The sequence below is a fragment of the Billgrantia pellis genome (genome assembly GCF_008297955.1).
In the GTDB taxonomy this organism is placed as follows: Bacteria; Pseudomonadota; Gammaproteobacteria; order Pseudomonadales; family Halomonadaceae; genus Halomonas; species Halomonas pellis.
Genome location: NZ_VTPY01000007.1, coordinates 153,907 through 180,089 on the forward strand (window position 1 = coordinate 153,907; position 26,183 = coordinate 180,089).

Here is a 26,183-nt window from a genome sequence, read left to right on the forward strand (position 1 = left end):
AAGGAGCCTGGAGATCGACCATGAGTCACTTCCTAGATCGGCTGAATTTCTTCCGTAAGGCGCGTGAGCCCTTCGCCAACGACCATGGTGAGACCCGCGAGGAGTCCCGTGGCTGGGAGGACGGCTACCGGCAGCGCTGGCAGCACGACAAGATCGTGCGCTCCACCCATGGCGTGAACTGCACCGGCTCGTGCAGCTGGAAGATCTACGTCAAGAACGGCCTGGTCACCTGGGAGACCCAGCAGACCGATTATCCGCGCACCCGCCCGGACCTGCCCAACCACGAGCCGCGGGGCTGCCCGCGTGGCGCCAGCTACTCCTGGTACATGTACAGCGCCAACCGCCTCAAGTACCCGTTGATCCGCAAGCCGCTGCTTAAGCTGTGGCGCGAGGCCAGACAGCAGCATGGCGACCCGGTCGATGCCTGGGCGTCCATCGTCGAGGACCCGGCCAAGGCCAAACAGTACAAGCGTGCCCGCGGCATGGGCGGCTTCGTGCGCGCCGACTGGGATGAGCTCAACGAGCTGATCGCCTCGTCCAACGTCTACACCGCCAAGCAGTACGGCCCCGACCGCGTCATCGGCTTCTCGCCGATCCCCGCCATGTCGATGGTCAGCTACGCCTCCGGCGCGCGCTATCTGTCGTTGATCGGCGGCGTCTGCCTGTCGTTCTACGACTGGTACTGCGACCTGCCGCCGGCCAGCCCCCAGACCTGGGGCGAGCAGACCGACGTGCCCGAGTCGGCCGATTGGTACAACTCCGGCTACATCATCGCCTGGGGCTCCAACGTGCCCCAGACCCGCACCCCCGACGCCCACTTTTTCACCGAGGTGCGCTACAAGGGCACCAAGACCGTCTCCATTACCCCCGACTACGCCGAGGTCTCCAAGCTCACCGACGAGTGGCTGTCGGTCAAGCAGGGCACCGACGCCGCCCTGGCCATGGCCATGGGCCACGTGATCCTCAAGGAGTTTCACCTCGACAAGCCCAGCGCCTACTTCACCGAGTACGTACGCAAGTACTCCGACATGCCCTTCCTGGTCGAGCTGGAAGCGTGCGAGGACGGCAGCTTCGTGCCCGGCAAGCAGCTGCGCGCCGCCGACTTCGACGCCAACCTGGGCCAGGACAACAACCCCGAGTGGAAGACCGTGGCGTGGGACGAGACTCGCGACCAACTGGTCGTGCCGCGCGGCTCCATCGGTTTCCGCTGGGGCGAGAAGGAGGAGAACCAGGGCAAGTGGAACCTCGAGCCGCGCGATGCCGACGGCGAGGAGATCCACCCGCTGCTGACGCTGGCCGAGCATCACGACGACGTGGCCAAGGTGGCGTTCCCCTACTTCGGCGGCATCGCCCACGAGCATTTCGACCACGTGGCCGGCAACGAGGTGCTGTTCCACAGCCTGCCCGCCAAGCGCCTGAAGAAGGCCGACGGCAGCGATGTGCTGGCCGTCACCGTGTTCGACCTGATGTGCGCTAACTACGGCATCGACCGTGGATTTGGTAAAGAGGGCGAGGACGACGGCGCCACTTCGCTGGACCAGATCAAGCCCTACACCCCGGCCTGGCAGGAGAAGATCACCGGCGTGCCCGCCGAGCAGGTCACCCGCATCGCCCGCGAGTTCGCCGACAACGCCGACAAGACCCGGGGGCGCAGCATGGTCATCGTGGGCGCCGCGATGAACCACTGGTACCACATGGACATGAACTACCGCGGCCTGATCAACATGCTGATCATGTGCGGCTGTATCGGCCAGAGCGGCGGCGGCTGGGCCCACTACGTGGGGCAGGAGAAGCTGCGCCCGCAGACCGGCTGGACCCCGCTGGCCTTCGGTCTCGACTGGCAGCGCCCGCCGCGCCACATGAACGGCACCTCGTTCTTCTACAACCACTCCTCGCAGTGGCGCTACGAGAAGCTCGAGGTCAAGGAGATCCTCTCGCCGCTGGCCAACCCGGCCGACTACAGCGGCAGCCTGATCGACTTCAACGTGCGCTCCGAGCGCATGGGCTGGCTGCCCTCCGCGCCGCAGCTCGGCACCAACCCGCTGCGCCTGGCCGAGAAGGCCAAGACCGCCGGTCTCACCACCGCCGAGTACGCCGTCCAGCAGCTCAAGAGCGGCGAGCTGGCCTTTGCCGCCGAGGACCCGGACAGCCCGCAGAACTTCCCACGTAACATGTTCATCTGGCGTTCCAACCTGCTGGGCAGCTCGGGCAAGGGCCACGAGTACATGCTCAAGTACCTGCTGGGGACCCGCCACGGCATTCAGGGCAAGGACCTGGGCGAATTCGGCGGCAGCAAGCCCGAGGAAGTGAAGTGGCACGACGAGGCGCCGGAAGGCAAGGTCGACCTGGTGGTCACGCTCGACTTCCGCATGTCCTCCACCTGCCTCTATTCGGACGTGGTGCTGCCGACGGCCACCTGGTACGAGAAGAACGACCTCAACACCTCGGACATGCACCCGTTCATCCACCCGTTGACCGCGGCCACCGACCCGGCGTGGGAGTCGCGCAGCGACTGGGATATCTACAAGGGCATTGCCAAGGCGTTCTCGAAAGTCTGCGTGGGGCACCTGGGCGAGGAGACCGACCTGGTCACCTTGCCGCACCAGCACGACTCCCCCGCCGAGCTGGCCCAGCCCGAGGTCAAGGACTGGAAGAAGGGCGAGTGCGAGCCGATTCCCGGCAAGACCATGCCGGCGCTGATCGAGGTCAAGCGCAACTACCCGGAAACCTACGAGCGCTTCACCTCCGTGGGCCCGCTGCTCGAGACCATCGGCAACGGCGGCAAGGGCATCGCCTGGAATACCGAGACCGAAGTCGAGCTGCTCGGCAAGCTCAACTACCGCAAGACCGAAGGCCCCGCCAAGGGTCGGCCGAAGATCGAGAGCGCCATCGACGCCGCCGAGATGATCCTGACCCTGGCGCCGGAGACCAACGGCCACGTGGCGGTCAAGGCGTGGGGCGCACTGTCCAAGATCACCGGACGCGACCACACCCACCTGGCAAACAACAAGGAAGAGGAGAAGATCCGCTTCCGCGACGTGGTGGCCCAGCCGCGCAAGATCATCTCGAGCCCGACCTGGTCCGGCCTGGAGGACGAGCACGTCTCCTACAACGCCGGCTACACCAACGTCCACGAGCTGATCCCGTGGCGCACCGTCAGCGGCCGCCAGCAGTTCTACCAGGATCACCCCTGGATGCGCGCTTTCGGCGAGAGCCTGCTGACCTACCGTCCGCCGATCAACACCAAGACGGTGACCGGCTTCGCCATGCCCGAGGACAACGGCTATCCGGCCAAGGCGCTGAACTGGATCACCCCGCACCAGAAGTGGGGCATCCACTCCACCTACAGCGACAACCTGCTGATGCTGACGCTCAACCGCGGCGGCCCGGTGGTGTGGATGTCGGAAACCGACGCCCAGGAGATCGGCATCGAGGACAACGACTGGATCGAGCTGTTCAACGCCAACGGCGCGATCACCGCGCGGGCCATCGTCAGCCAGCGAGTCAAGGCCGGCATGGTGATGATGTACCACGCCCAGGAGCGCCAGGTGAACGTGCCGGGCTCCGAGGTCACCAAGACCCGCGGCGGCATGCACAACTCCGTGACCCGGGTGTGCCCGAAGCCGACCCACATGATTGGCGGCTACGCGCAGCTTTCCTACAGCTTCAACTACTACGGCACCGTTGGCTCCAACCGCGATGAATTCGTCCTGATCCGCAAGATGAAGAGAGTCGACTGGCTGGACGGCGAAGGCAACGACAGCGTGCAGGAGACCGTGAAATGAAGATTCGTTCCCAGGTAGGCATGGTCCTCAACCTCGACAAGTGCATCGGCTGTCACACCTGCTCGGTCACCTGCAAGAACGTCTGGACCAGCCGTGAAGGCATGGAGTACGCCTGGTTCAACAACGTCGAGACCAAGCCGGGCATCGGCTATCCGAAGGAGTGGGAGAACCAGGACAAGTGGAAGGGCGGCTGGATGCGTCGCCGCGACGGCAAGATCGAGCCTCGCATCGGCGGCAAGTGGCGGGTACTGGCGAACATCTTCGCCAACCCCGACCTGCCCGAGATCGACGACTACTACGAGCCGTTCGACTTCGACTACCAGCACCTGCACACCGCCAAGCAGGGCGACCACCAGCCGGTGGCGCGTCCTCGCTCGCTGGTCTCCGGGCAGCGCATGAAGAAGATCGAGTGGGGCCCGAACTGGGAGGAGATCCTCGGCACCGAGTTCGCCAAGCGCCGCCGCGACAAGAACTTCGAGCAGGTGCAGGCCGACATCTACGGCCAGTTCGAGAACACCTTCATGATGTACCTGCCGCGCCTGTGCGAGCACTGCCTGAACCCGGCGTGCGTGGCCTCGTGTCCGAGTGGCGCGATCTACAAGCGTGAGGAGGACGGCATCGTCCTGATCGACCAGGACAAGTGCCGCGGCTGGCGGATGTGCATCTCCGGCTGCCCGTACAAGAAGATCTACTACAACTGGAAGACCGGCAAGTCCGAGAAGTGCATCTTCTGCTACCCGCGCATCGAGGCGGGCATGCCGACGGTGTGCTCCGAGACCTGCGTGGGCCGCATCCGCTACCTCGGCGTGCTGCTTTACGATGCCGACCGCATCGAGGAAGTGGCCAGCTCGCCCGACGTGCGCGACCTCTACCACCGCCAGTGCGAGATCTTCCTCGACCCGCACGACCCGGAAGTGATCGCCCAGGCCAAGCGTGACGGCATCGCCGACAACGTGATCAAGGCCGCCCAGGAGAGCCCGGTCTACAAGATGGCCATGGACTGGAGGTTGGCGCTGCCGCTGCACCCCGAGTACCGCACCCTGCCGATGGTCTGGTACGTGCCGCCGTTGTCGCCGATCCAGTCGGCCGCCGAGGCCGGCAAGATCGAGTACGACGGCGTACTGCCCAAGATCGAGTCGCTGCGTATCCCGGTGCGCTACCTGGCCAACATGCTCACCGCCGGTGAGGAGGAGCCTGTGGTGCTGGCGCTCAAGCGGCTGATGGCGATGCGTGTGTTCATGCGCAACAAGCACGTCGAAGGCAAGCACGACACCGAGGTACTCGACGCGGTGGGGCTCTCCGAAGCCCAGGTGGAGGAGATGTACCGCTATCTCGCCATCGCCAACTACGAGGACCGCTTCGTGGTGCCTACCAGCCATCGCGAGTTGGCCACCGAAGCCTTCCCCGAGCGCGGCGGCTGCGGCTTCAGCTTTGGCGACGGCTGCCACGGCGAGAGCAAGCCGAGCCTGTTCAACGGGCGCAAGCAGACCAGCTCGCTGGTCAAGCCGGTCGATGTCTTCGATCCGAAAACACAGAGCGATGGGCGGCGCGATGAACAAGCCAAGGAGGCCCACCATGGCTGATGCAGCGCTGAAAATGACTGATGACGCAGCCGCCCAGCCCGAGTTCGGCATGCGCAGCCTGCGCGTACTGGCCCGGCTGCTCGATTATCCTACCGCGGCGCTGCAAGACGCGGTGGATGAGCTGATCGAGGCGCTCTATGTCGAACGCCGCCTGCCGGCGATGCTGCGCGGCGACCTGATGAGCTGGTGCCAGCGCATCAGCGAGGCCGACCTGCTCGAGCTGCAGTCCGACTACGTGGCGCTGTTCGACAAGGGCCGCGCGCACTCGCTGCTGCTGTTCGAGCACGTGCACGGGGAATCCCGCGACCGCGGCCAGGCCATGGTCGACCTGATCGACGAGTACCGCGCCGCCGGCTTCGAGCTCGACGCCCGTGAACTGCCCGACTACCTGCCGCTGTTCCTGGAGTATCTCTCCACGCGCAGCGAGGAGGAGATCGGCCGCTGGCTGGGCGAGATCCGTCACATCCTGGCGCTGCTCACCGCGCGCCTGGAAGAGCGCGGCGCCGACCAGGCGCTGGTGACCCGCGCGCTGCTGGCCCTGATCGGTGCCGAGGGCGACGTCGAGGCGCAGCGGGAAGCCGTGGTGAGCGAGACGCGTGACGACACCCCCGAGGCACTCGACGCGGTGTGGGAGGAGGAGGCGGTACGCTTCTCCGCCAAGTCCGACGAGGACTGCGCGCTGCAGTCCGCCGAGGGGCGGCGCCTGGCCGAGCGCAAGCGGGCGATCCAGGGTGAGGCGGTGCGCATCCTCGACCCCGTCGATGCCGCCAAGAAACGTTAACGGAGACCTGTCATGAGCACTTTCATGAACTACATCGACTCCCTGTTGTTCGGGCTCTACCCCTACCTCGCCGGCAGTGTCTTCCTGATCGCCAGCCTGATGCGCTACGACCATGGCCAGTACACCTGGAAGACCGGCTCCAGCCAGCTGTTGTCGTCGAAGAACATGCGCCTGGCCAGCAACCTGTTCCATGTCGGCATCCTCGTGATCTTCTTCGGCCATCTGGTCGGCCTGCTGACCCCGCACTGGGTCTACGCGCCCTTCATCACCCCCGGTGCCAAGCAAGTGTTGGCGGTAGTGGTAGGCGGCATCGCCGGGGTGATGTGTCTGGCGGGTGGGGCCATGCTGTTCCATCGCCGCCTGACCAACCCGCGGGTGCGCGCTACCTCCAGTACCATGGACACCGTGATCATCGGCCTGCTGGTGCTGCAAGTGGCGTTGGGCCTGCTCACCATCCTGCCGACCCTGGGGCACCTGGACGGTAGCAAGATGCTGCAGTTCTCCGGCTGGGCGCAGTCCATCGTGTACTTCCAAGGTGGGGCTGCCGCTCACCTGGAGGGCGTGAGCTGGATCTACAAGCTGCACATCCTGGTGGGTCTGACCATCGTGCTGGTGTTCCCCTTCACCCGTCTGGTTCACGTGTGGAGCGTGCCGATGGGCTATGTCACGCGGCGTTATCAACTGGTGCGGCGTCGCGCCTGAAATGGGCTGCAGTGGAAGGTCGGGCTTTTCCGGCGATAGGTCATCACTTTTCCTCTACGACCTATCCCCGGCGCCCTCCCGAGCCTGCACATGCGCTCCAAGGAGTCTTTACCATGCAAATGATCGAGATCGAACAGCTACCGGGCCGCTACGCGCCACCGCCCGTCAAGGTCGGCGGCAAGGCGATCGACGAAGAGAGCATCGCCCGCGAGATGCAGTACCACCCGGCGGCGACCGCCGTCGAGGCGAAGCTTTCGGCCGCTCGTGCCCTGGTGGTTCGCGAGCTGCTGCGCCAGCGCACCGTCGAGCTCGGTCTGCTGAGGGCGGACTCCCGTGACGAAGGCGAGCATGATGCCGCTATCGCCGCCCTGCTGGAGCGGGAGCTGGAGGTGCCGGAGCCCGAGGAGGCGGCCTGTCGCCGCTTCTTCGATGCCGACCCCGAGCGCTTCAGCACGCCGACCCGCATCGCCGTGCGCCACATTCTGCTGGCCGCCGCCCCCGACGATGCCGAGGCGCGCGACGCTCAGTACCGCCTGGGCGAGACGCTGCTCGAAGAGCTGCAGCGCATTCCCGAGCGCTTCACCGAGTTCGCCATGCGTCACTCCGCCTGTCCGTCGAAGCGCGAGGGCGGCGAGCTGGGCTGGCTGGCGCAAGGGCAGACCGTGACCGAGCTCGACCGCGCCCTGCAGCACCTGCCCGAAGGCTTGCACGACCGCCCGCTGGCCTCGCGCTACGGCTGGCATCTGATCAGCATCGACGCGCGCCAAGGCGGCCAGCGCCTGCCCTTCGAGCAGGTCGCCGAGCGTGTGCGCCACGCCCTGCGCGAGCAGGCCACCCGGCGCGCGCTGCGCCACTACCTGCTGGCGCTCGAGGCCGAGATCGGCGTCGAAGGCATTGAGTTGGATGACGATGCCGCCGGCAGTCTGATGCAATAGGAGAACCACATGTCCCACGTTCATGCCAACGCCCGTTTCGTTCCGCTCGGCATCAGTGTGCTGACCGTTTCCGATACCCGCGGCTTCGACCGTGACGGCAGCGGCGACCTGCTCAGCGAACGGCTCTCCGAGGCCGGCCATGTGCTGGTCGACCGGCGCATCGTGCCCGATGACATCTACCGCATCCGCGCGGTGGTTTCCAAGTGGGTAGTGCGCGACGACGTGCAGGTCATTCTGGTCAACGGCGGTACCGGCTTCACCGTGCGCGACACCACGCCCGAGGCGCTCGCACCGCTGTTCGATCGCGCCATCGACGGCTACGGCGAGCTGTTCCGCCAGCTCTCCTACGACAGCATCGGCACCTCCACCGTGCAGTCGCGGGCGGTGGGCGGCGTGGCCAACCGCACCCTGATCTTTGCCATGCCCGGCTCGCCCAAGGCCTGCGCCACCGCCTGGGAGGGCATTCTCGAGAGCCAACTCGACGCGCGCACCCGGCCGTGCAACTTCGTGGCCATGGTCATGCCTGAGCAACAGGCGTGCGCTTCGCGTGAAGCGGTAGTGCCTGACCACGGTCAAGGAGTGCATGCATGAGCTGTGGCACGCTGGCCAGAGGTCTGCTCGACCTGGAGGTGGCAAGGGCGCGCATGATCGCGGCGGCCGAGCCGGTCCCGGGCGAGGAACGGGTAACGCTGGAGCAGGCTTCGAGAAGAGTGTTGGCCCGCGACCTGTCCGCCCGGCTTGATATGCCCGGCATCGACAACAGCGCGATGGACGGCTATGCCCTGCGTGTGGCGGAAGTGAGCGGCGCCGGCTTGCCCGTCGTGTTGCGGGTGCCGGCGGGGGCCGAGGTCGCGGTGCTGCCCGAGGGCGGCTGTGCGCGGATCTTCACCGGCGCGCCGGTGCCCGAGGGGGCCGACGGCGTGGTGCCCCAGGAGCGGGTGCGGTTGGACGAGGCGGGGCGGGTACATGTCTCCGGCGAGACCCGGTTGGGCGCCAACATTCGTCGCCGCGGCGAGGAGTACCGGACAGGCGATGCCCTGCTGCCGGCGGGTTGGATACTGGACGCCGCGGCGCTGGCCATGCTGGCGAGCCAGGGTATCGACGAGGTACCGGTATTGCCGCGCCTCAAGGTGGCGCTGATCTCCACCGGCGACGAGTTGATCGAACCGGGCGAGCCGTTCGGCCCCGGCCGGGTCTACAACAGCAACCGCGTGATGCTGAAGGCGCTACTGGAGCGTGCCGACTGCGACGTGTTGGATCTCGGCATCATCGCCGACGACCCCGCCTCGCTGCGTGAGGCGTTCAGCGCCGCTCGCGACGGCGCCGACCTGGTGGTCTGCACCGGCGGCGTCTCGGTGGGTGAGGAAGACCACGTCAGGCCTGTGCTCGACGAACTGGGCGGGCTCTGGTTTCACGGCGTGGCGATCAAGCCGGGCAAGCCGTTCGCCTTCGGCTACCTGGATGACGGCTCGCCGAAAGGCGTGCCGCTGATCGGCCTGCCGGGCAATCCCGTGGCCTCGCTGGTGGGTTGGCATCTGCTGGCCAGGCCCTTCGTGCAGGGTTGCCAGGGCCGCGCCGTCGGGCCGCTACAACACTATCGCGTCTGCGCCGGTTTCTCGCGGCGGGGCAGCCCAGGGCGGCGCGAGCTGCTGCGCGTCGTCATCGACTGGCAGGGCGACCGTCCGCTGGCCCTGCTGGCCGGCGGGCAGGGCTCCCACATGCTGCATGCCGCCAGCCAAGCGCACGGCTATCTGATGTTGGCCGCCGATACCGACGTGGAGGAAGGTCATGAATACCCCTATCTGCCCGCCGGACAGTTCGTCGACTGACCTGCTGTTCAAGCCCAAGCAGCTCCGCGAACTGGTTCGCGGCGTGCCTTGGCTGGGCGAACTGAATGACGAAGAAGTCACTGCGTTGCTTGAGGACACCGAACTCAAGACGCTCAATACCCGCGAGTGGCTGTTTCGCCAGGACGCCCCGGCGCACTGGCTTTATATCGTCATCAACGGCGCGGTGCGGCTGGCACGCAGCGCCGGCGACGGGCGCTTGGCTACCATCCGCTGCGTCGAGCGCGGCGGTACCCTGGGCGAACTGAGTATGGTCTCGAGTGCCGGTGTCTACCTCTACTCCGCCGAAGCACTGCGTCGTACCCACGTACTGGCGATTCCTGCCAAACGCTGCCGCGAATTCATGGACCGCCAGCCGGCCTGCCGCGCCGAATTCATGAGCCGGCTGGCGCTGGAACTCACCGAGCGTCTCGAGGACCTGGCACTGCTGACCCAGGCCGACGCCATGTCGCGGCTGGTCAGCTATCTCCTGCGCCAGTTGCCGGCGGGGCGCAGCAAGAGCCCACGGGTGGTGCGCCTGTCGATTCCCAAGCGCTGGCTTGCCGCCCAGTTGGCCATGACGCCCGAGACCCTGTCGCGGCTGCTGGCCAAGCTGCGCGACGGTGGCGTGATCGACATCGATCGCCAGCGCCTGACGGTGCTCGACGAACAAAAACTGCGCGACGCCATGCTGGCCGACGATTAGCCCGCAGTTGCCCAGTCGTGTCTCGAATGACCGGGCGCAGTCACTTTCCAGCGAGGGAGGCCGTATGTCCCGAACCTCGAACAAACCGCACACCCTGGTTTACTCCTGCTCCGGCTGCTCCGACGTGGCGCAGCTGGCCAACGACGTCGCCGTGAGGCTCGACCACAGCGGCGTTGCCGAAATGTCCTGTATCGCCGGCGTCGGCGGCGGCGTACCCGGCCTGGTGCGCATCGCGCGCGCCGGCCGGCCCATCATCGCCATCGACGGCTGTCAGATGCACTGCGTGACTCACTGTCTGGCTCGCGCCGGGGTGAGCCCCACCGAACACGTCACGCTCTACGCGCAGGGCTTTCGCAAGCGCCGCGGCCAGCGCTACGACGATGAAACCGTTCATGAAGTGACCGAGCAGGTCGGTGAGCTGATCGCCCGGCTGCCGATGAGCGCCGCGGCCCATGTCGAAGCAAGAGCCGAGGAAAACGCATGAGCCTGATCGTCGGCTTCAGCCGCTCCGTGCGCTACGTTCGCCTGTCGGTCACCGAACGCGGCGACGCGTGAATCGGCTTCCTTTCGCCCCATAGTGACGATTTCTGCGTCACCTGCAACCGCGTGCGCGTCACATCCCATCCTCTTGCTTCCTGACGGGCTTGCTCGCATGAGCTAGAGGCGACTCCGAACCGCCACCACGGCATTACTGTCGCCAATGTGCTGATTTGCACTTGTCATTGGTGTTGCCGACCCCGGCTGGTCATATTCCTTAATCAACGGCTAGGGAGTGCGAAAGTGAAACATTGGAGGCTGGTGTTGAGAGTGGCGTTTGATTCTAGGGTGTTAGAAGACGCCAGCGAATTGAAGCGCAATGTCGCCGTTCTTTTGCGCGTAGTAGAAACCTACGAGATAGCCTGCCTCGGCATGAGAATGTTTGGTATTGATTTCCTTGCTGAAGACGAAGAGTTCAACCACATCATGCGCCTGATAAGAATTCTGGAAACCAGATACCGACTTTCCCTCATGCAGTTCAGTGAGCTCAACGATACGAAGGAGCTTGGCATGACAATAAGAATCGGTTCCCAATCTGCGACACATGTCGCTTGAAAGGTGAAAAGGAGACAACAGATGAATCTTCCATCGCTCATCCAAATCCCTAATGGAAACAAGGCTACACCGACATTTACCGATCTTGAGATGCAGGGACGTCTCAAGCGGCTACGCGAGTATATGGCGGCCAACGAGATCGACGCCATTGTCCTGTGTTCCTACCATAACATTAACTACTTCAGTGATTTCATTTATTGCAAATTCGGGCGCGATTACGGTCTGGTCGTCACTCAGGATCGCTTCACGACCGTCACAGCCAATATCGATGGAGGTCTACCCTATCGTCGCAACCGGCTGGGCAGCAATATCGTCTACACCGACTGGCAGAAGGATAACTTCTTCAAGGCCGTCAAGCAGCTCTGTGAAGGCAAGCGTCGGGTGGGCGTCGAGTTCGATCATCTTACGCTCCAGAACCAGCGCAAGCTGCTCTCTGCGCTGGGCGAAGTGGAGCTAGTCGACATCGGCATGCCGACCATGAAGATGCGCATGATCAAATCGGCGGAAGAGATCGCATTGATTCGCCAGGGCGCGCGTATCGCCGACGTGGGCGGCGTGGCTGTGCGTGACGCCATTACGGCAGGCGTGCCGGAATATGAAGTAGCACTGGCCGGTCAGCAGGCTATGGTGCGCGAGATTGCCAAGACCTATCCGAACAGTGAACTGATGGATACCTGGGTCTGGTTCCAGTCGGGGATCAACACTGATGGTGCCCACAACCCGGTGACCAGCCGTCGTGTGCAGCCCGGGGACATTCTCAGCCTGAACACCTTCCCGATGATCTCAGGTTATTACACCGCTCTGGAGCGCACCCTGTTCTACGAGCACGCCTCGGACGAACACCTGCGACTCTGGGAGGTCAATTGCGAGGTTCACCGGCAGGGACAGAAGCTAATCAAGCCCGGCATGCGCTGCTGTGATATCGCCCATGAACTCAATGAGATCTTCGCCAAGCACGACTTGCTGCAGTATCGCACCTTTGGCTACGGTCACTCCTTTGGTACCTTGAGTCATTATTACGGTCGCGAGACGGGCCTTGAGCTGCGCGAGGATATCGAGACCGTACTTGAACCCAACATGGTGGTCTCCATGGAGCCGATGATCATGGTGCCCGAAGGCCGTCCCGGGGCAGGCGGCTACCGTGAGCACGATATCCTAGTGATCAATGAATACGGAGCCGAGAACATTACCGGCTTCCCCTATGGGCCGGAGCATAATATCGTCAGGTAACGATAGGGAAGGTTTTACCTTCTGCCTAGAATGGGAGGCGGAGTTAGGTTGGCCAGCCCGGCATGGAGGAAGTCAAGAACGTGCCGGGTTGCTACGCTCAGTTCCCGTTCCCGGTAATAGAGTCCAATGCTGACCGAGCCGAGGTTCGGCAGGCGCTCCGTTTCTATCGCCTTGGACAGGTGAGGCGGCGCCACTGACGCAGCCATGGCTGTCAGCCCAAGCCCTTCCTCGACGGCCGATACGATCCCCAGCAAGCTGGGGCTGGTATAGGCGATACGGTAGGGTTTGCCTGCTTGTTCCAATGATCTTTCGAGCATTGATCGATAAATACAACCTTGCGGATAGGTAACCAGAGGAATGATGTCGAATTCGGCGAGGTTGTCATTATTCATTACCCAAGTTAGTTGGTCGATTCGAAAGTCGCTTGTATCTCGGTCTTCCTGCTGTTTTTCAGGTTCCATGACCAAGCAGACATCATAATGATGTTTCTGGAATCGCTGATAGATTACCTTGCTGATGTCACCGTCTACTTCGACCATGATGTTCGGGTGGGTTCGCGCTAGGTTGCGTAATGCTTTAGGCAGAAAGGCAAGCTCTAAATCGTGCGGAATGCCAAGTCTAACGCGGCCTGATACGTGCTCACCACTGAGCCTGGTGATGACTCTGTCATTGATTTCCAGAATATTCTTGGCAGCTTGGTAAAGATAGTTCCCGTCTTCCGTAAGTTCCAGGCTTGTGCCTCTCAAAAATATTTGCGTATCAAGAAGCGATTCCAGCTTCTTGATTTGAAGGCTTATGGCAGGTTGTGAGCGTCCCAGAAGCTCCCCGGCGCTGGTAAACCCGCCTAGATCCCTTATGGTCACGAAGGTGCGAAGCAGTTCTGTAGGAATGTTTTTCATTTCAAAGCCTATTGTTGAGTTTTATGAGAGGATTTGCGTTACAAATTGGCCGCTGTTAATGGAATAAAATACCTTGAATGTGCCTGCGAAGGCAATGCGTTGGAAGCCGTTGTCCCATTGATAAAAAACAAGAGGGTGTGGAGATGAATTCCTGGGTATTGAGTACTTTTCTATTTCTCGCCTGCTACATGCTGGTGCATGCCGGCGTCGCCTATTTTCGAAGGGAATTAAAGGCAAAGTCGGTTAGCGGTTTGAGGAAATGATCATGGATGCCTACAAATTGTTCAATTGGGGGCTTCTTGTCTTAACCTTCGGCTTACTGATTTATCTCGGCTATCTTTCGTCACGCTACATGAACAAGAGCGATGAAGGGGGCTTCTTGGTGGCCGGGCGGTCACTAGGTGCCTTCGTGGCGGCAGGGACCATCGTCGCTACCGGCTTCAGCGGTTGGGGATTCATGGGCTCGCCCGGTGTGACCTATCAGTTCGGCGCTATCGAAGTGCTGGGTAACTTCTTCTTTGCACCAGCGATGATGATTGCTGTGCTCTACTTCGCGCGCTTCCTGCAGCGCCGTGCCATAGAAATGGGCAGCAACACCATCCCCGAGTATATTGCCCAGATTCATGAGGGTGGAACCATGGGGCGAGTGCTGCAAGGCGTGGCTGCCTTCATTACCATTCTTCTGCTGCTGATTTTCTTGACTAGCCAGATCAAAGCCGTGGGGCTGCTCGGTGCCAGTTGGTTGGGCATCGAACTCAATCAAAGTGCCATCCTGATGGTCTCGGTGATCATTATCTATACCATGTTGGGTGGGCTTGCCGCGGTTGCTTGGACCGATACGGTCATGGTCTGCGGCATGGCGCTGGCCGCGGTCATTATCCTGGTGCAAATGCTGACTTCCGTCGACCTCGGCGCTTGGGAGGCATCGCTCAATGCCATCGACCCCGAGCTGCTCAATCCCACAACGGGGGCACCTTACGGCGACTCTATCGGTACCGTCTTTTTGGTGTTGCCTTACGCCTTCCTGTTCGCCGCTGTGCTGCCCTACATGGCGATCCGCTTCCTGGCCATGAAGCCGGACGTCAAGCTACACAAGGTGGGAGTCTACGTGGCCGTTCTCGGAGCGCTGCTCAGCCTGATTCCCATCGTCGGGCTCTACGTTCGCATGCGCGTGCCGAATTTGGCCGACCCTGACATGGCCATGCCGGTCTATCTCGAGCAGTTCATGCATCCGGCCATTCAGGGGGTAATTACGCTATTCATCATCTTTGCCATGAAATCCACGGCTAACTCGCTGCTGCATACGGTGGCCTCAGCAACGTCTCATGACCTGCGCCTGTCCCTGTTCGGCCCGGTCTCCAACGAACGTCTGGCGTTGATGATCAATCGTATGGCAGTGGTCCTGTTGGGCATTCTTGCCCTGATGATGATGCTATATGCACCGCCCTTCATGCTCTCCTGGCTGGGTATCCTGGGCTCCGGAACGTTGTTGGCCAGCATGATGGGGCCGGTATTCATCTCCACTTTCTGGCAAGGAAGCGGCTGGGGCGCTCTCATGGCAATGCTGGTGGGGTTCTTTACCAGTGGCTACATGATGCTTTTCGCTGAGGTGGGGTGGCTGATAGGACCGCTGACCGGGTGCGTTATCTCATCTGCTTGCTACGTTGTCGTGTCACTGATGACAAGGCCGTTGGCTTTCACCCAGAAGCCATCCTGAAACGCACGTTGTCGCCTCCAGAACACCTCTGGAGGCGGCAAGATGGAGGCAATCTTTTCCTGCCGTAGCTGCCTTCCCGCAGAATCCGAGAAAGTCGAGGAGACAGGCCTCGTCGATACGTCGAACTCTTCGCGACGCAGGAGCTGCCAACCGCCAGCGCGCCAAGTGCAGGCGCCGGCGTTCACTTCTCTTGGCCAGCCACTGTTCGCAGAAGAGGCGTGAGTCTCTGGGTTATCCGGAAGGTGTCATGGCTTCCGCCGCATAACCGTGCCGGGCCTGGAAGCGCTGCAGCTCGCGGGGCTGTGGCGTTTTCCCGGTGAAAATCTCGACATAAGCCGGAATGCGCCGCATGCGAACCTCAAGCGCCTCCTGGGTCTTCATCGAGATATAGCCGATCTGGGTGAGATAGATGGTGCGGCCGCGGACGTTGGCTGCCAGCGGCTCATAGCCGTAGCGCTCGAACATGCGCGTCAGCGCCTCGATGCGCGTCTCGTCCGCATTGTCGATCTCCCTCGCGACTTCCTCCGACTGCAACGCCCAACTGCGCATGGCGAACTCCAGTTGGGAGTCGAACAGCTCGGGATCCAGCCAGCAGTCGAAAACGTTGAGGATCGCCTCGACGATGGTTTCGGCATAGGCCTCGGTCTGCCGCACCAGGCCCTGGGTATTCTTCTCTCGCCAGCGCTCGATCAGCGCGTCCAGCAGTGCCTCACGATCCTTGAAGAACCAGTAGAAGCTGGTGCGCGAGACGTCGAGCCGCTTGGCCAGCGGCAGAATCCGCACGCTATCGACGCCGGACTCGAGCAGCAGCCCGAAGGCGGCGTCGAGCCAGGCATCGCGAGAGCCTTTCCATTTGGTGTTGGGCTTATCGGCGGATGGCATTGAGACGTTTTCCCTGCTCCGGGGCGAGTGAATGTACAGGAGAGTACATTCTCATCCTCATATGACCAAGCTCAGCCAGTTTGCAGACAGTGCTATATATCCTTCACCAACCGCAGGGCGTCGTAGATCGCCGCATGGGTATTGCGCGATTCGACGGCATCGCCGATACGGAACAGCTGGAACTTTCCCTTTTCATGACGAATGACGGTCTGCGGGCGGCCGACGATCAGGTCCTCGTAGTTCACCTCCCCGCCGTTGCGCGAGAGCGGTTTGAGTTCGAAGTACATCTCGGCCATCGGCGCGATGCCGTAATTGACCACCACCTGATCGATACGGCGCTCATGGTCCAGGTCCTGCTTGCCTGGAGATACGTAGTCGCTGGTGATCTTGGCGAGCAGTTCGCCACCGTTGCGCTCCACGGACTTCAGCCGGTAGGTGGGGGTGAAGGTGACGTTGGGTCGCTGCAGGGAGCGCATGTAGGGGACCAGATTCATGGCCATGATCTCCGCCGAGAAGGTGCGGTCCGGCGTCATGATCTCGAGCTCGGCCCCGGTGGCGGCGATGATCTCCGCCGCCTGCATGGCGGCATGATCGCCGGCATCGTCGAACAGCAGTACCCGGTTTCCCGGCGCCACGTGACCCGACAGGATGTCCCAGGTGTTGACCACCAGATCGTGCCCGACTGCGGGCTTGTCTTCCATGGGGAAGCCGCCGGTAGCCACGATCACTACGTCCGGCTTTTCGGCGAGCACGTCCTCGACCTCGGCCCAGACGTTGTAGCGGATTTCGACGCCGAGCGCCTCGCAGCGTGCCAGGCGCCAGTCGATGATGCCCATCATCTCGCGGCGTCGCTCGCTCTGCGCCGTGAGGCGCACCTGGCCGCCGGCATCGCTGGCAGCTTCCAGCACCACCACTTCATGGCCCCGCTCGCCGGCAACGCGGGCGGCCTCCAGCCCTGCGGGGCCGGCGCCGATGATCACCACCCGGCGCTGCTGCGCTGCCTTGGGGATGGTATGGGGCATGGTGGTTTCGCGACCGGTGGCGGCGTTGTGGATGCAGTAGGCGGCACCGCCCTGGTAGATGCGATCGAGGCAGTAGTTGGCACCGACGCAGGGGCGAATCTCTTCTTCACGTCCTTCGACGATCTTGCGCACGATGTGCGGATCGGCCATGTGGGCGCGGGTCATGCCGATCATGTCGACCTTGCCCGAGGCGATGGCATGGCGGGCGGTGGCGACGTCCTGGATCTTGGCGCCATGGAAGGTGGGGAAATCGACCTGGCGACGGATCTCGCCGGCGAAGTCGAGGTGCGGGGCGCTGGGCATGCCCTGGATGGGGATCACGTCGGTGAGCCCCGGGTCGGTGTCGATATGTCCGCGCACCACGTTGAGGAAATCGACCAGGCCGCTGTCCTTCAGGCGCTGCGAGATCGCCATGCCGTCGCTGGCCGTCAGCCCGCCCGGCAGCCTCTCGTCGCCGGTGTAGCGCACGCCGACGATGAAATCCTCGCCGACCCGCTGACGAATGGCCCGCAGCACGTCGAAGGTGAAGCGCAGCCGGTTGTCCAGATCGCCCCCGTAGGGCGCCTCGAGGGTATTGGTCAGCGGCGACCAGAACTGATCCATCAGGTGACCGTAGGCCTGCAGCTCGATGCCGTCGAGGCCGGCCGCGTGCATGCGCTCGGCGGCGTTGGCGTAATCGCGGATCAGGCGCTCGATGTCCCAGTCCTCGACCTGTTTGGGAAAGGCGCGGTGGGATGCTTCGCGACGATGCGAGGCCGACACCGCCGGCAGCCAGTCGCCCTTGTCCCAGCGCGTGCGCCGGCCCAGGTGGGTCAGCTGAATCATCACCGCCGTGCCGTGCTCGTGGCAGGCGTCGGTCAGCTCACGCATCCAGGGCACCACTTCATCCTTGTAGGCCAGGATGTTGTTGAACACCGGCGGACTGTCCTTGGCCACCGCCGCGGATCCTGCGGTCATGGTCAGGCCAAGGCCGGCCTTGGCCCGCTCCACGTGATAGGCCCGGTAGAGCGCCTTGGGCATTCCGTCCTCGGGGTAGGCGGGCTCGTGGGAAGTCATCATGAGCCGGTTCTTCAGGGTGAGATGCTTGAGCTGGAAGGGCTGAAGCAGCGGATCGTTGGCCATGGTCGGGTCTCCGTCTTGTTGTGTGCTTGACAACGTTAACCATGCGTGTACACGCTCGTCAATTCAATGTACATATGTGTACATGAAAAAGAAAGGCCGGAATGGATGGTCGTCATGAGGCGCTGGAAGGTTTGCCCCGGAGATGTCGACTCGGGATCAGAGGAGGTGAAAACCATGTCGCAAGACGCTGTTATCGGGATCATCGGCGGTCAGGGGTGGATGGGGCGTGCGCTCGGCATGGCCTTGCTGGAGCGAAACGTCGTCTCTCCCGAACGACTCGTGATCTCCTCGCGCTCCTCTCGCGGCGAGGCCTACCGCAACTGGCCCGGCGTGCGTTGCGTCAAGGACAACCGCGAGCTGGTCGCCCTGGCGGATGTCGTCGTGCTCTCGGTACGCCCGGAGGATCTCGCCAGCCTCGAAGTCGAGTTGGACGATAAGCTGGTCATCTCACTGCTGGCGATGGCTCCTTCGCAGGAGATCGCCAACCAGTTGGGAAGCCGCCGGGTAGTGCGTGCCATGCCGAACGCCGCGGCGGAGATTCGCCGAGCCTACTTCCCCTGGTTTGCCTCACCGCAGGTCAGCGTCGCCGACAAGCGGCTCGTCCAGGCGCTGCTGGCGAGCTGCGGCACGGCGCGCGAGCTTCCGACCGAGCGCGATCTCGATTACCTGACGGCCCTGAGCGGCGCCGGGCCGGCCTATCCCGCCCTGCTGGCCCAGTCGATGCTGGAACACGCACGGGGAGCGGGGCTCTCCGAGGAGATCGCCCGTGAGGCCGTCATGCAGACCCTGGTGGGCGGCAGCCTGCTGCTGGAGACGCTGGGTACCGAGCCCGGCGACATGGTGGAGCGGCTGATCGCCTATGACGGCACCACGGCCAAGGGGTTGCGGACGATGATGGATGAGGGAATCGTGCAGGCGATTCATCGCGGCCTCGATGCGGCGCACCGGGCAGCAATCTCTCCGCCGTAAGAAAGAAGCGAGAATGCACTGGCCCAAGGTGTAAGTCTTGCCGCGCAAGGCACAAGCCGGCTCTGGTAGAAAACAAAGTCAATAAACGGGTTGAACCATGTTGAATACGAACCACGGTGTCGTCATCGGCACTTTCCTGGCTTATTTCCTCGTCATGTTCGCGATCGGTATCGTGGCCTACCGTCGCTCCTCGGACTTTGCCGATTATGTGCTTGGTGGCCGAACGCTGGGCCCTTTCGCCACGGCGATCTCCACCGGAGCCTCGGAAATGTCGGGATGGCTGCTGATCGCCATGCCCGGTGCGGCCTTCCTGATGGGCATGTCCTCCTTCTGGGTGGCGGCTGGCCTGTTGGCCGGCACGCTGCTCAACTGGCTGATCGTCGCCCGGCGTCTGCGCGTCTACAGTTTCATCGCCAACAACTCCCTGACCATTCCGGAGTATCTCGCCAAGCGCTTCCACGATCGCAGCCTCATCCTGCGGCTGGTGGCAGCGGTCTTCATCATTACCTTCTATCTCTTCTATACCAGCTCGGGTCTGGTGGCCGGCGGCAAGCTGCTCAATACGGTCTTCGACCTGGATTACTTGCTGGCGGTACTGCTCGGTGCCCTGGCGGTCATCTCCTATACCTTCTTTGGCGGCTATCTCGCCGTATCGTGGACCGATGTGCTCCAAGGCATCATGATGTTCCTTACGCTCGTTATCGTACCCGCCGTGGCCATTCACGAGCTGGGGGGAGGCAGCGAGGCCTTCACGGCCGCCGAGGGAGCCAAGGCCGGCATCATGAATGCTTGGCGGGATGCCTCGACCGGCGAGCTGCTGACCTGGACGGCGATCGTCAGCTCGCTCGCGTGGGGCCTGGGCTATTTCGGCCAGCCGCATGCCCTGGCGCGCTTCGCCGGCATCGATGACGCCCGGAACATTCCCACGGCCCGCATCATCGCGGTGACCTGGACCGCCGTCGGGCTGGTCGGCGCATTGCTGATCGGCATCCTCGGCAACGCCTTCATCCCCGAAGGACTGGACGACCCCGAGCGCATCTTCATGTTCATGATCGATATCATGTTCAACCCGCTGGTGGCCGGTGTCCTGCTGACGGCGGTGCTGGCGGCCGTCATGTCGACAGCAGACTCGCAGCTGCTGATCTGCTCCTCGACCATTGCCGATGACATCTACAAGGCCGTGTTCCGCAAGCAGGCGTCTCAGGCCGAGCTCGTCACGGTTGGCCGTATCGCGGTGCTGGGAGTCTCCAGCGTGGCCGTCATGCTGGCCCTGAACCCGGATTCCAGCGTGCTGGGGCTGGTGTCCTATGCCTGGGCCGGGTTCGGCGCCGCCTTCGGGCCGGCGCTCATCGCCTCGCTGTTCTGGTCGCGTATGAACCAGTGGGGCGCCCTGGCGGGCGTCGTCGTGGGCGGGTTGACCGTCATCGTATGGGCCCAGCTCAGCGGCGGGCTGTTCGATGTCTACGAGATCGTGCCGGCGTTCATCCTGTCGGCGCTGGCCATCGTGCTGGTGACCTTGCTGACATGTGTACCTGGCGAAGCGGTGCAGCGTCAGTTTCAAAGCATGCTGGAAGACATCAACCAAGAACCTGGGAGAGCATGGAATGAAGATCCTCGTCGCGGTTAAGCGCGTCATCGACTACAACGTCAAGATCCGGGTCAAGGCGGATCACTCCGATGTCGATCTCACCAACGTCAAGATGGCCATGAACCCTTTCTGCGAGATCGCCGTGACGTGCTGCCGCGGGTCGCCGCGCTGAAGGACGTCAGCCAGGTGTCCGAGATCGTCGAAGTGGTCGACGCCGACACCTTCAAGCGCCCGATCTACGCCGGCAACGCCATCGCCACGGTCAAGAGCGCCGACAGCCTCAAGGTCATCACCGTACGCGGCACCGGCTTCGATGCGGTAGGTGAGAGCGGTCATGCCGCCATCGAGAGCGTCGACACGGTCGTCGACAACAGCCAGTCCACCTTCCTCAAGCAGGAACTGGCCCAGAGCGACCGTCCCGAGCTCGCCGCCGCCAAGGTGGTGATCTCCGGCGGTCGCGGCATGGGCAGCGGCGAGAACTTCACGCTGCTCGAGGGCATCGCCGACAAGCTGGGCGCGGCCATCGGCGCCTCGCGGGCGGCGGTGGACGCCGGCTTCGTGCCCAACGACATGCAGGTGGGGCAGACCGGCAAGATCGTCGCGCCGGAGCTCTACATCGCGGTGGGCATTTCCGGGGCCATCCAGCACCTGGCCGGCATGAAGGACGCCAAGGTGATCGTGGCGATCAACAAGGACGAGGAGGCGCCGATCTTCCAGGTGGCCGACTACGGTCTCGTCGGCGACCTGTTCGAGCTCCTGCCGGAGCTGGAAAGCAAGCTGTAACTCCCCTCAACGCCGCGGAATGCCGATACGCCGACCGGCGGCCTGTGGCCAAGCGTCGGCTTCGGCCCGCGGCAGGGCCTCGATGGCATCGACCACGGCGGGCGGGAACGGGGCGGGCCGGTGCTGGTGCGTATCGATGCCCATCAGCATCTGCTCGCTGGTAGCCAGCAGCTCGCCGTTGGCGTCGTGCATGGTGAAGAACAGGTGCAGTCGCTTGGCGTCGCGGTCGAGCAGCAGCACGTCGACGGCCAGCGCCTGACCTTGGTGGGCCTCGCGCCGGTAGCAAAGGTGCGTCTCCAAGGTAAAAAGCGTGTACCCCAGGTTCTCGCGGCCATCTTCATCGAGCCCAATCCGTTCCATCAGCGTATCCACCGCCAGCGAGAAGACTCTGGCGTATTCGGCATCGTTCATATGGCCGTTGTAGTCGACCCACTCCGGGGCGACCCGGGTCGTCAGTAGCTGCATGGGTTCCTCTGCTCGAATGGCTCCCATAGCGGGAAACGCAACTGTCCCCCATTGATATGGTGCTGAAAAGCTTATTGAGGTAATTATGGCTGCCTTGGTTAAGGTAGGGGAGGCCCCTCCCGGGGCGATACCCCATTAACGTTTTGAGTGTGGAAATAACATGATGCCATCGCTGCTCCTCTCCCTTGGCATGGGCATGGGCTCGACCATGAGGTCTCAATGCTGATGCTGGAGCTGCTCTCGCCGCTGTCGGGCGGGCTCAACCTTAGCCTGGTGGCGCTCTCGGCGCTGACCTCGGCGCTCTCCGCTGCGGCCGGCATCGGCGGGGGCACGTTGTTGATCATCGTGCTGGCCCAAGTGATGCCGGCGATGGCGCTGATCCCGGTGCACGGCATGGTCCAGTTGGGCTCCAACGGCGGACGCGCGGTGATGACCTGGCGCCATGTACGCCGGGATATTGTTGCGGCTTTTCTACCGGGCGTGGTGGTCGGGGCCCTGGCCGCGGCCTGGCTGCTGGTGCGTCTGCCGTCGGGAGTACTGGAGCTGTGCATCGCCGCCTTCGTGCTCTATTCCAGTTGGGGGCCTGGTTTGCCACAGCGAGCGGTGGGGCGCACCGGCACCATGATCGCCGGTGCCGTCACCACCCTGCTGTCCAGCCTGGTAGGCGCCAGTGGCCCCATGGTGGCCTCGTTCATCAAGCTCGGCATGAGCGAACGGCTGCCGCGGGTGGCCACCTTCGCCACTTGCATGACGCTGCAGCATCTGACCAAGGCGTTTATCTTCGGCTTCGCCGGCTTTGTCTTCCGCGACTGGCTGGGGCTGATCTTGGCAATGGTGGCGGCAGGATTCCTGGGCACCTGGCTGGGGCTGCGGCTGCTGCAGCGCGTGACCGACAGCCGCTTCGACTTCCTCTTCAAGTGGGTACTGACGCTGCTGGCATTGCGCTTGATCTGGTTGGGTGTGCAGCGGCTGGCAGGATGAACGCGGAGCAGACCGTTCTGCTGGCGTGCGGCATGAAGGGTTCATGGGGCCGCTTATTTCCCCTGGTGGGTTTAGACTCAAGATAACCTGCGTTCAGAGAAGGATCTTGTCATGAGCCGCTTCGTGTCTTCGCTATTGGCCCTGCTGCTGCTGACCGGCTGTTCTTCCGTGGGCGACCTGCGCGATAGGGCACAGGTGCTCATCCCCGGACAGTCTTACCAAGTGCTCACGGCAGGCCAGCGCTACTTCACGTTCACGCTGGAAGCACCCGCTCGCGTGGTGCTGGAAAGCCTCACTTTTCCCGGAGATGAGGGCGTCGTGTCGCCTGCGGGCCAGCTGCTCGACGTCGATGGGCAGATCGTGGCACGCGACTGGACCAGCGGCGAGGGCAGCAATTTTCGGATCGAGCGTGACCTGGAAGCCGGCACCTGGTATCTGCGAGTCACGACCCCACATGCGGGCCCCTCGGCCTACGGAGCAATGGGGCGCGACTACCCCTACAGGGTGCTGTTGACGCTCGAGAACGAGAACTGACGATGAGGGAGCTAGCTCAGCAGTGAGGATTGGCGGCGGTTGACGTATCCCCAGGCCTTCTCGTGCAGGAAATAAGCGACCGTATTCACGCTGGGCTCGATCAGCGCGATCATGCCGCCCAATACCCAGCTTCCGGTCAGCAGGTAGGTCACGCCAAACGCCACGCAGAAATGCACGACGGCGAAGGTAGCGGTCTTCTTCATGGTGTTGGTTCCGCAAGTGAGAATCATGCTCAAAGAATACGCATGTCGCTGTCATAGCGTAAGCGGATTTTTTGGATGGAATCGATAGTGCGAAACAATCGCTTCCGCGGCCTATGCCCCTTGGGTTTCGTCCGATGAATAGAGCGTGCTGGGCTCGAGAGGAAAGGAGCTGCGCGTTGCATATCGTGTCCCGCTGATGACTTGCGAACTCGGAACGCTCCCCTCCAGGTTTTCCTTCGCATCTCGTACCCACTCGGCCGGTGTGGCTTGGCGCAGAAAGCCGAGCAGTGCGCTGAGACGCCGGGGCCGGGGGCCGTAGGCATAGAGCAGCGTGACGGGAAGCGGCGAGGCGCTCCACTCTGGAAGGCAACGTACCAGCGAGCCAGGATGAGCACGTTCGCGGGCGCTGGCCAGCCAATCAGGCATGACACCCAGGCCATGCCCTTGGGAGATAGCGTCGCCATGCAACATCTGCTGGTCCACCCGAAAGCGCGAATCGGGAGGCTGAAAACGAAACTCTCCCTGCGTTGGGTGGCTGAGTGTCAATCCTTGCTCGGTTTCGCCGAGCAGGTCGATCCATGCATGCCGGGATAGCTCACGGGGATGCTGTGGGGCGCCATGGCGTACCAGGTAGCTAGGGTGGGCATAGAGTCCACAGCTAAGCCAGCCCAGGGTTTCCTGGTGCAGCTCGCTTCCGAGAACCTCGCCCAGCCAGATGCCGACCGCCTGGCTGTCAGCCTTCATGGGCGGCGCGCCGTGGACTTGTAGCGTCAGACGAATGCCTGGGTGCATGTCCATGAACGTGGACAGTCGCGAGGCCAACCAACTGCGCGCCAGCGCATTGTGGGTCGTCACGAGCAGCTCGCCGCTGACCTCCTCGCTCAGTTCTTCCAACGCTTGCCGGCCTTGTTCGGCGAGTTCGAGGATCTGCCGACAGTAGCTATGAAAGAGCTGGCCTGCCTCGGTGGGCAGCAGCCGGTTGGATTGCCGGCGCAGCAGGGTCTGGCCCAGTTGACGCTCGAGCTGGGAGATACGCCGGCTCAACGTCGACTTGGCCAGATTCAAGGCGCGGGCACTGCGAGTCAGACTGCCTGAGCGCATGACATGGTCGAAGGCAAGAAGCTCGTCGAAGTCGTGCATGATGGCAACCGCTGGAGGGAAGACCCAAGTATTGTGCCAGCATAAAGGACAAATGAAAATCATTGCGCTTTCTTGAAGGCTGCTCCTGAACTTCCGGTCGCAGGGTTCTGTTTCCTGCAACGCACCGTTGCGGCAATAACCTCATGGATCGTGCTAGCGTCTCTTCTTCGTTGTGATTGATTCTCATTATTCCGGAGATACGATGATGCCCAGCAAGTGGTTGGTACCGGCACTGTCCATGGCGATGGTCGCTTTGCCCCTGGCGGTTCATGCCGAATCGTCCGGGGCCGGGGGCAAGCCCTCCGTGGTCAGCTTCGACTGGGGAAGCACGGATACGCTGGCAGCTCTCGGTCTCGAGGAATATCTCGTCGGCTTGCCGCACCCATCGGCACCGGACTACGTGGCGCATCTGCTCGAGGATCGTACCGATGTCGGCAACCTCAAGGAGCCGGATGTCGAGGCGGTAACGGCAGCCCAGCCCGAACTGATCCTGGTGACCGGCCGCCAGGGCGACGCCGGCCAGGCACTCAATAAAGTCGCTGAGGTGATGGATGTCTCCTTGACCGAAGGGGCTTTCTTCGAAACTTACAGCGACAAGGTGCGGCACCTGGCTGAGCGCTACGACGCCGTCATGCAGGCCGAGGCGGCTCTCGAAGAGCTCCACGCCTACATTGAGCGCGCACGCGGGTCGCTGCCCGGGAAAGGATCAGTGATCGTGGTGACTCACAACGACGGTAACTACTCCCTGCGCCACGAGCCGGTCGTTTTCGAGTTGCTTCAGTTGGATACGCCGGCCGTGCCGGAAGACGTGGAATCTCTCGAGCGGGGCGGTCGCGCCTTCACCCCCATGACGCCCGCCACCATGGCGCGTATGAACCCTGACGTACTGCTGGTGGTGGACCGCAGCGCAGCGATTGGCCAGGCACCGTTGGATGTCAGTGCGCTCAGGGAGTCGCTGACCGCTGCGGGAGGTGGAGAGATCGCCGTTGAGTTGCTGTCCCCCGGTCTCTGGTATCTCTCCGGCGCCGGGCTCGAGAGCGTGCGCGCTCAAGTCGACGAGGTCGTGGCGGCGCTCGGAAAGCGCGGATAGGTCTCGTTGTCCCTACGACCATGGCGATGGGTGCATGTTGCGAATTATCGAACGATGCGTTGCCACTGAAATGTAGGCAGCCATTAACTCTGATATTCATTATCATTCAGCCTGTTCGCGCTGCTGTGATCGGTGGCGCCTGCTCGAA

The 26,183-nt window shown here is 63.0% G+C and carries 23 protein-coding genes and 2 pseudogenes; 19 read left to right on the plus strand and 6 right to left on the minus strand.

What is annotated here, in order from left to right; translation table 11 throughout:
- Positions 1-20 precede the first annotated feature (20 nt).
- The 11 genes from F0A17_RS17900 (at position 21) to F0A17_RS17955 (ending at position 12,640) form a co-directional block, all read left to right on the plus strand.
- The gene (locus tag F0A17_RS17900; RefSeq protein WP_149329721.1) at positions 21-3,785 is read left to right on the plus strand and encodes a nitrate reductase subunit alpha; all 3,765 of its coding nucleotides are present in this window, start codon (positions 21-23) and stop codon (positions 3,783-3,785) included.
- Positions 3,782-5,368, plus strand: a complete 1,587-nt coding sequence (gene narH / locus F0A17_RS17905) for a nitrate reductase subunit beta (RefSeq protein WP_149329722.1) — start codon at positions 3,782-3,784, stop codon at positions 5,366-5,368. The genes F0A17_RS17900 and narH overlap by 4 nt, the downstream gene beginning before the upstream one ends.
- A complete protein-coding gene (narJ, locus tag F0A17_RS17910; protein WP_149329723.1) occupies positions 5,361-6,149 on the plus strand; it encodes a nitrate reductase molybdenum cofactor assembly chaperone in 789 nt (262 codons plus the stop codon). Before narH ends, narJ begins: the two co-directional genes overlap by 8 nt.
- 24 nt (positions 6,150-6,173) lie before the next feature.
- Positions 6,174-6,851: a respiratory nitrate reductase subunit gamma gene (gene narI / locus F0A17_RS17915; protein ID WP_149329874.1), complete on the plus strand. Its 678-nt coding sequence runs from the start codon at positions 6,174-6,176 to the stop codon at positions 6,849-6,851.
- Between the two features lie 113 nt (positions 6,852-6,964).
- Positions 6,965-7,786: a peptidylprolyl isomerase gene (locus F0A17_RS17920; RefSeq protein WP_149329724.1), complete on the plus strand. Its 822-nt coding sequence runs from the start codon at positions 6,965-6,967 to the stop codon at positions 7,784-7,786.
- 9 nt (positions 7,787-7,795) lie between these two features.
- Positions 7,796-8,377 (plus strand): molybdenum cofactor biosynthesis protein B, encoded by a 582-nt coding sequence (gene moaB, locus F0A17_RS17925; RefSeq protein ID WP_149329725.1) that lies wholly within the window; start codon positions 7,796-7,798, stop codon positions 8,375-8,377.
- Positions 8,374-9,615 (plus strand): molybdopterin molybdotransferase MoeA, encoded by a 1,242-nt coding sequence (locus tag F0A17_RS17930; protein WP_149329726.1) that lies wholly within the window; start codon positions 8,374-8,376, stop codon positions 9,613-9,615. The genes moaB and F0A17_RS17930 overlap by 4 nt, the downstream gene beginning before the upstream one ends.
- Entirely contained in the window at positions 9,575-10,318 is a 744-nt protein-coding gene (locus tag F0A17_RS17935; RefSeq protein WP_149329727.1) for a Crp/Fnr family transcriptional regulator, read from the plus strand. Before F0A17_RS17930 ends, F0A17_RS17935 begins: the two co-directional genes overlap by 41 nt.
- Before the next feature lie 64 nt (positions 10,319-10,382).
- On the plus strand, positions 10,383-10,802 hold the full coding sequence (locus F0A17_RS17940; RefSeq protein ID WP_149329728.1) for a putative zinc-binding protein: 420 nt from the start codon (positions 10,383-10,385) through the stop codon (positions 10,800-10,802).
- Between the two features lie 296 nt (positions 10,803-11,098).
- Positions 11,099-11,410: a hypothetical protein gene (locus tag F0A17_RS17950; RefSeq protein WP_149329729.1), complete on the plus strand. Its 312-nt coding sequence runs from the start codon at positions 11,099-11,101 to the stop codon at positions 11,408-11,410.
- Between the two features lie 21 nt (positions 11,411-11,431).
- Positions 11,432-12,640: a M24 family metallopeptidase gene (locus F0A17_RS17955; protein WP_149329730.1), complete on the plus strand. Its 1,209-nt coding sequence runs from the start codon at positions 11,432-11,434 to the stop codon at positions 12,638-12,640.
- A 14-nt stretch (positions 12,641-12,654) separates the two neighbouring features.
- Here F0A17_RS17955 and F0A17_RS17960 read toward each other — a convergent pair whose 3' ends face one another.
- Positions 12,655-13,539, minus strand: a complete 885-nt coding sequence (locus F0A17_RS17960) for a LysR family transcriptional regulator (protein WP_149329731.1) — start codon at positions 13,537-13,539, stop codon at positions 12,655-12,657.
- Between the two features lie 265 nt (positions 13,540-13,804).
- On the opposite strand from F0A17_RS17960, the gene F0A17_RS17965 reads away from it, so the two are divergent.
- Complete coding sequence (locus F0A17_RS17965; protein ID WP_149329732.1) at positions 13,805-15,256, plus strand: sodium:solute symporter family protein; 1,452 nt, start codon at positions 13,805-13,807, stop codon at positions 15,254-15,256.
- Between the two features lie 231 nt (positions 15,257-15,487).
- On the opposite strand, the gene F0A17_RS17970 is transcribed toward F0A17_RS17965, so the two are convergent.
- Both F0A17_RS17970 and F0A17_RS17975 read right to left on the minus strand, forming a co-directional pair.
- On the minus strand, positions 15,488-16,138 hold the full coding sequence (locus F0A17_RS17970) for a TetR/AcrR family transcriptional regulator (RefSeq protein WP_149329733.1): 651 nt from the start codon (positions 16,136-16,138) through the stop codon (positions 15,488-15,490).
- Positions 16,139-16,230: 92 nt separating this feature from the next.
- Positions 16,231-18,282 (minus strand): NADH:flavin oxidoreductase, encoded by a 2,052-nt coding sequence (locus F0A17_RS17975; protein WP_149329734.1) that lies wholly within the window; start codon positions 18,280-18,282, stop codon positions 16,231-16,233.
- Between the two features lie 174 nt (positions 18,283-18,456).
- On the opposite strand from F0A17_RS17975, the gene F0A17_RS17980 reads away from it, so the two are divergent.
- From F0A17_RS17980 to F0A17_RS17995, 4 genes and pseudogenes are all read left to right on the plus strand, one after another.
- Positions 18,457-19,251, plus strand: coding sequence for a pyrroline-5-carboxylate reductase family protein (locus tag F0A17_RS17980; protein ID WP_187774733.1), 795 nt, complete (start codon positions 18,457-18,459; stop codon positions 19,249-19,251).
- Positions 19,252-19,348: 97 nt separating this feature from the next.
- Complete coding sequence (gene putP, locus F0A17_RS17985; protein WP_149329736.1) at positions 19,349-20,878, plus strand: sodium/proline symporter PutP; 1,530 nt, start codon at positions 19,349-19,351, stop codon at positions 20,876-20,878.
- A pseudogene (locus tag F0A17_RS17990) lies at positions 20,856-20,984 on the plus strand (electron transfer flavoprotein subunit beta/FixA family protein); the annotation flags it as partial. The gene putP and the pseudogene F0A17_RS17990, both read left to right, overlap by 23 nt.
- Positions 20,981-21,622 (plus strand): annotated as a pseudogene (locus tag F0A17_RS17995) (FAD-binding protein); the annotation flags it as partial. The pseudogenes F0A17_RS17990 and F0A17_RS17995, both read left to right, overlap by 4 nt.
- 6 nt (positions 21,623-21,628) lie before the next feature.
- Here F0A17_RS17995 and F0A17_RS18000 read toward each other — a convergent pair.
- Positions 21,629-22,087, minus strand: a complete 459-nt coding sequence (locus F0A17_RS18000) for a thioesterase family protein (RefSeq protein WP_149329737.1) — start codon at positions 22,085-22,087, stop codon at positions 21,629-21,631.
- Between the two features lie 219 nt (positions 22,088-22,306).
- Between F0A17_RS18000 and F0A17_RS18005 the strand changes: the two genes are divergently transcribed.
- A complete protein-coding gene (locus F0A17_RS18005; RefSeq protein WP_149329738.1) occupies positions 22,307-23,068 on the plus strand; it encodes a sulfite exporter TauE/SafE family protein in 762 nt (253 codons plus the stop codon).
- Positions 23,069-23,179: 111 nt separating this feature from the next.
- On the plus strand, positions 23,180-23,602 hold the full coding sequence (locus F0A17_RS18010) for a hypothetical protein (protein ID WP_149329739.1): 423 nt from the start codon (positions 23,180-23,182) through the stop codon (positions 23,600-23,602).
- 11 nt (positions 23,603-23,613) lie between these two features.
- Here the strand turns inward: F0A17_RS18010 and F0A17_RS18015 are convergent, their stop codons facing one another.
- Positions 23,614-23,805 (minus strand): DUF2061 domain-containing protein, encoded by a 192-nt coding sequence (locus tag F0A17_RS18015; protein ID WP_149329740.1) that lies wholly within the window; start codon positions 23,803-23,805, stop codon positions 23,614-23,616.
- Between the two features lie 111 nt (positions 23,806-23,916).
- On the minus strand, positions 23,917-24,945 hold the full coding sequence (locus F0A17_RS18020) for a LysR family transcriptional regulator (RefSeq protein ID WP_149329741.1): 1,029 nt from the start codon (positions 24,943-24,945) through the stop codon (positions 23,917-23,919).
- 202 nt (positions 24,946-25,147) lie between these two features.
- Between F0A17_RS18020 and F0A17_RS18025 the strand changes: the two genes are divergently transcribed.
- A complete protein-coding gene (locus F0A17_RS18025) occupies positions 25,148-26,035 on the plus strand; it encodes an ABC transporter substrate-binding protein (RefSeq protein WP_149329742.1) in 888 nt (295 codons plus the stop codon).
- The last annotated feature ends 148 nt before the right edge of the window (positions 26,036-26,183 follow it).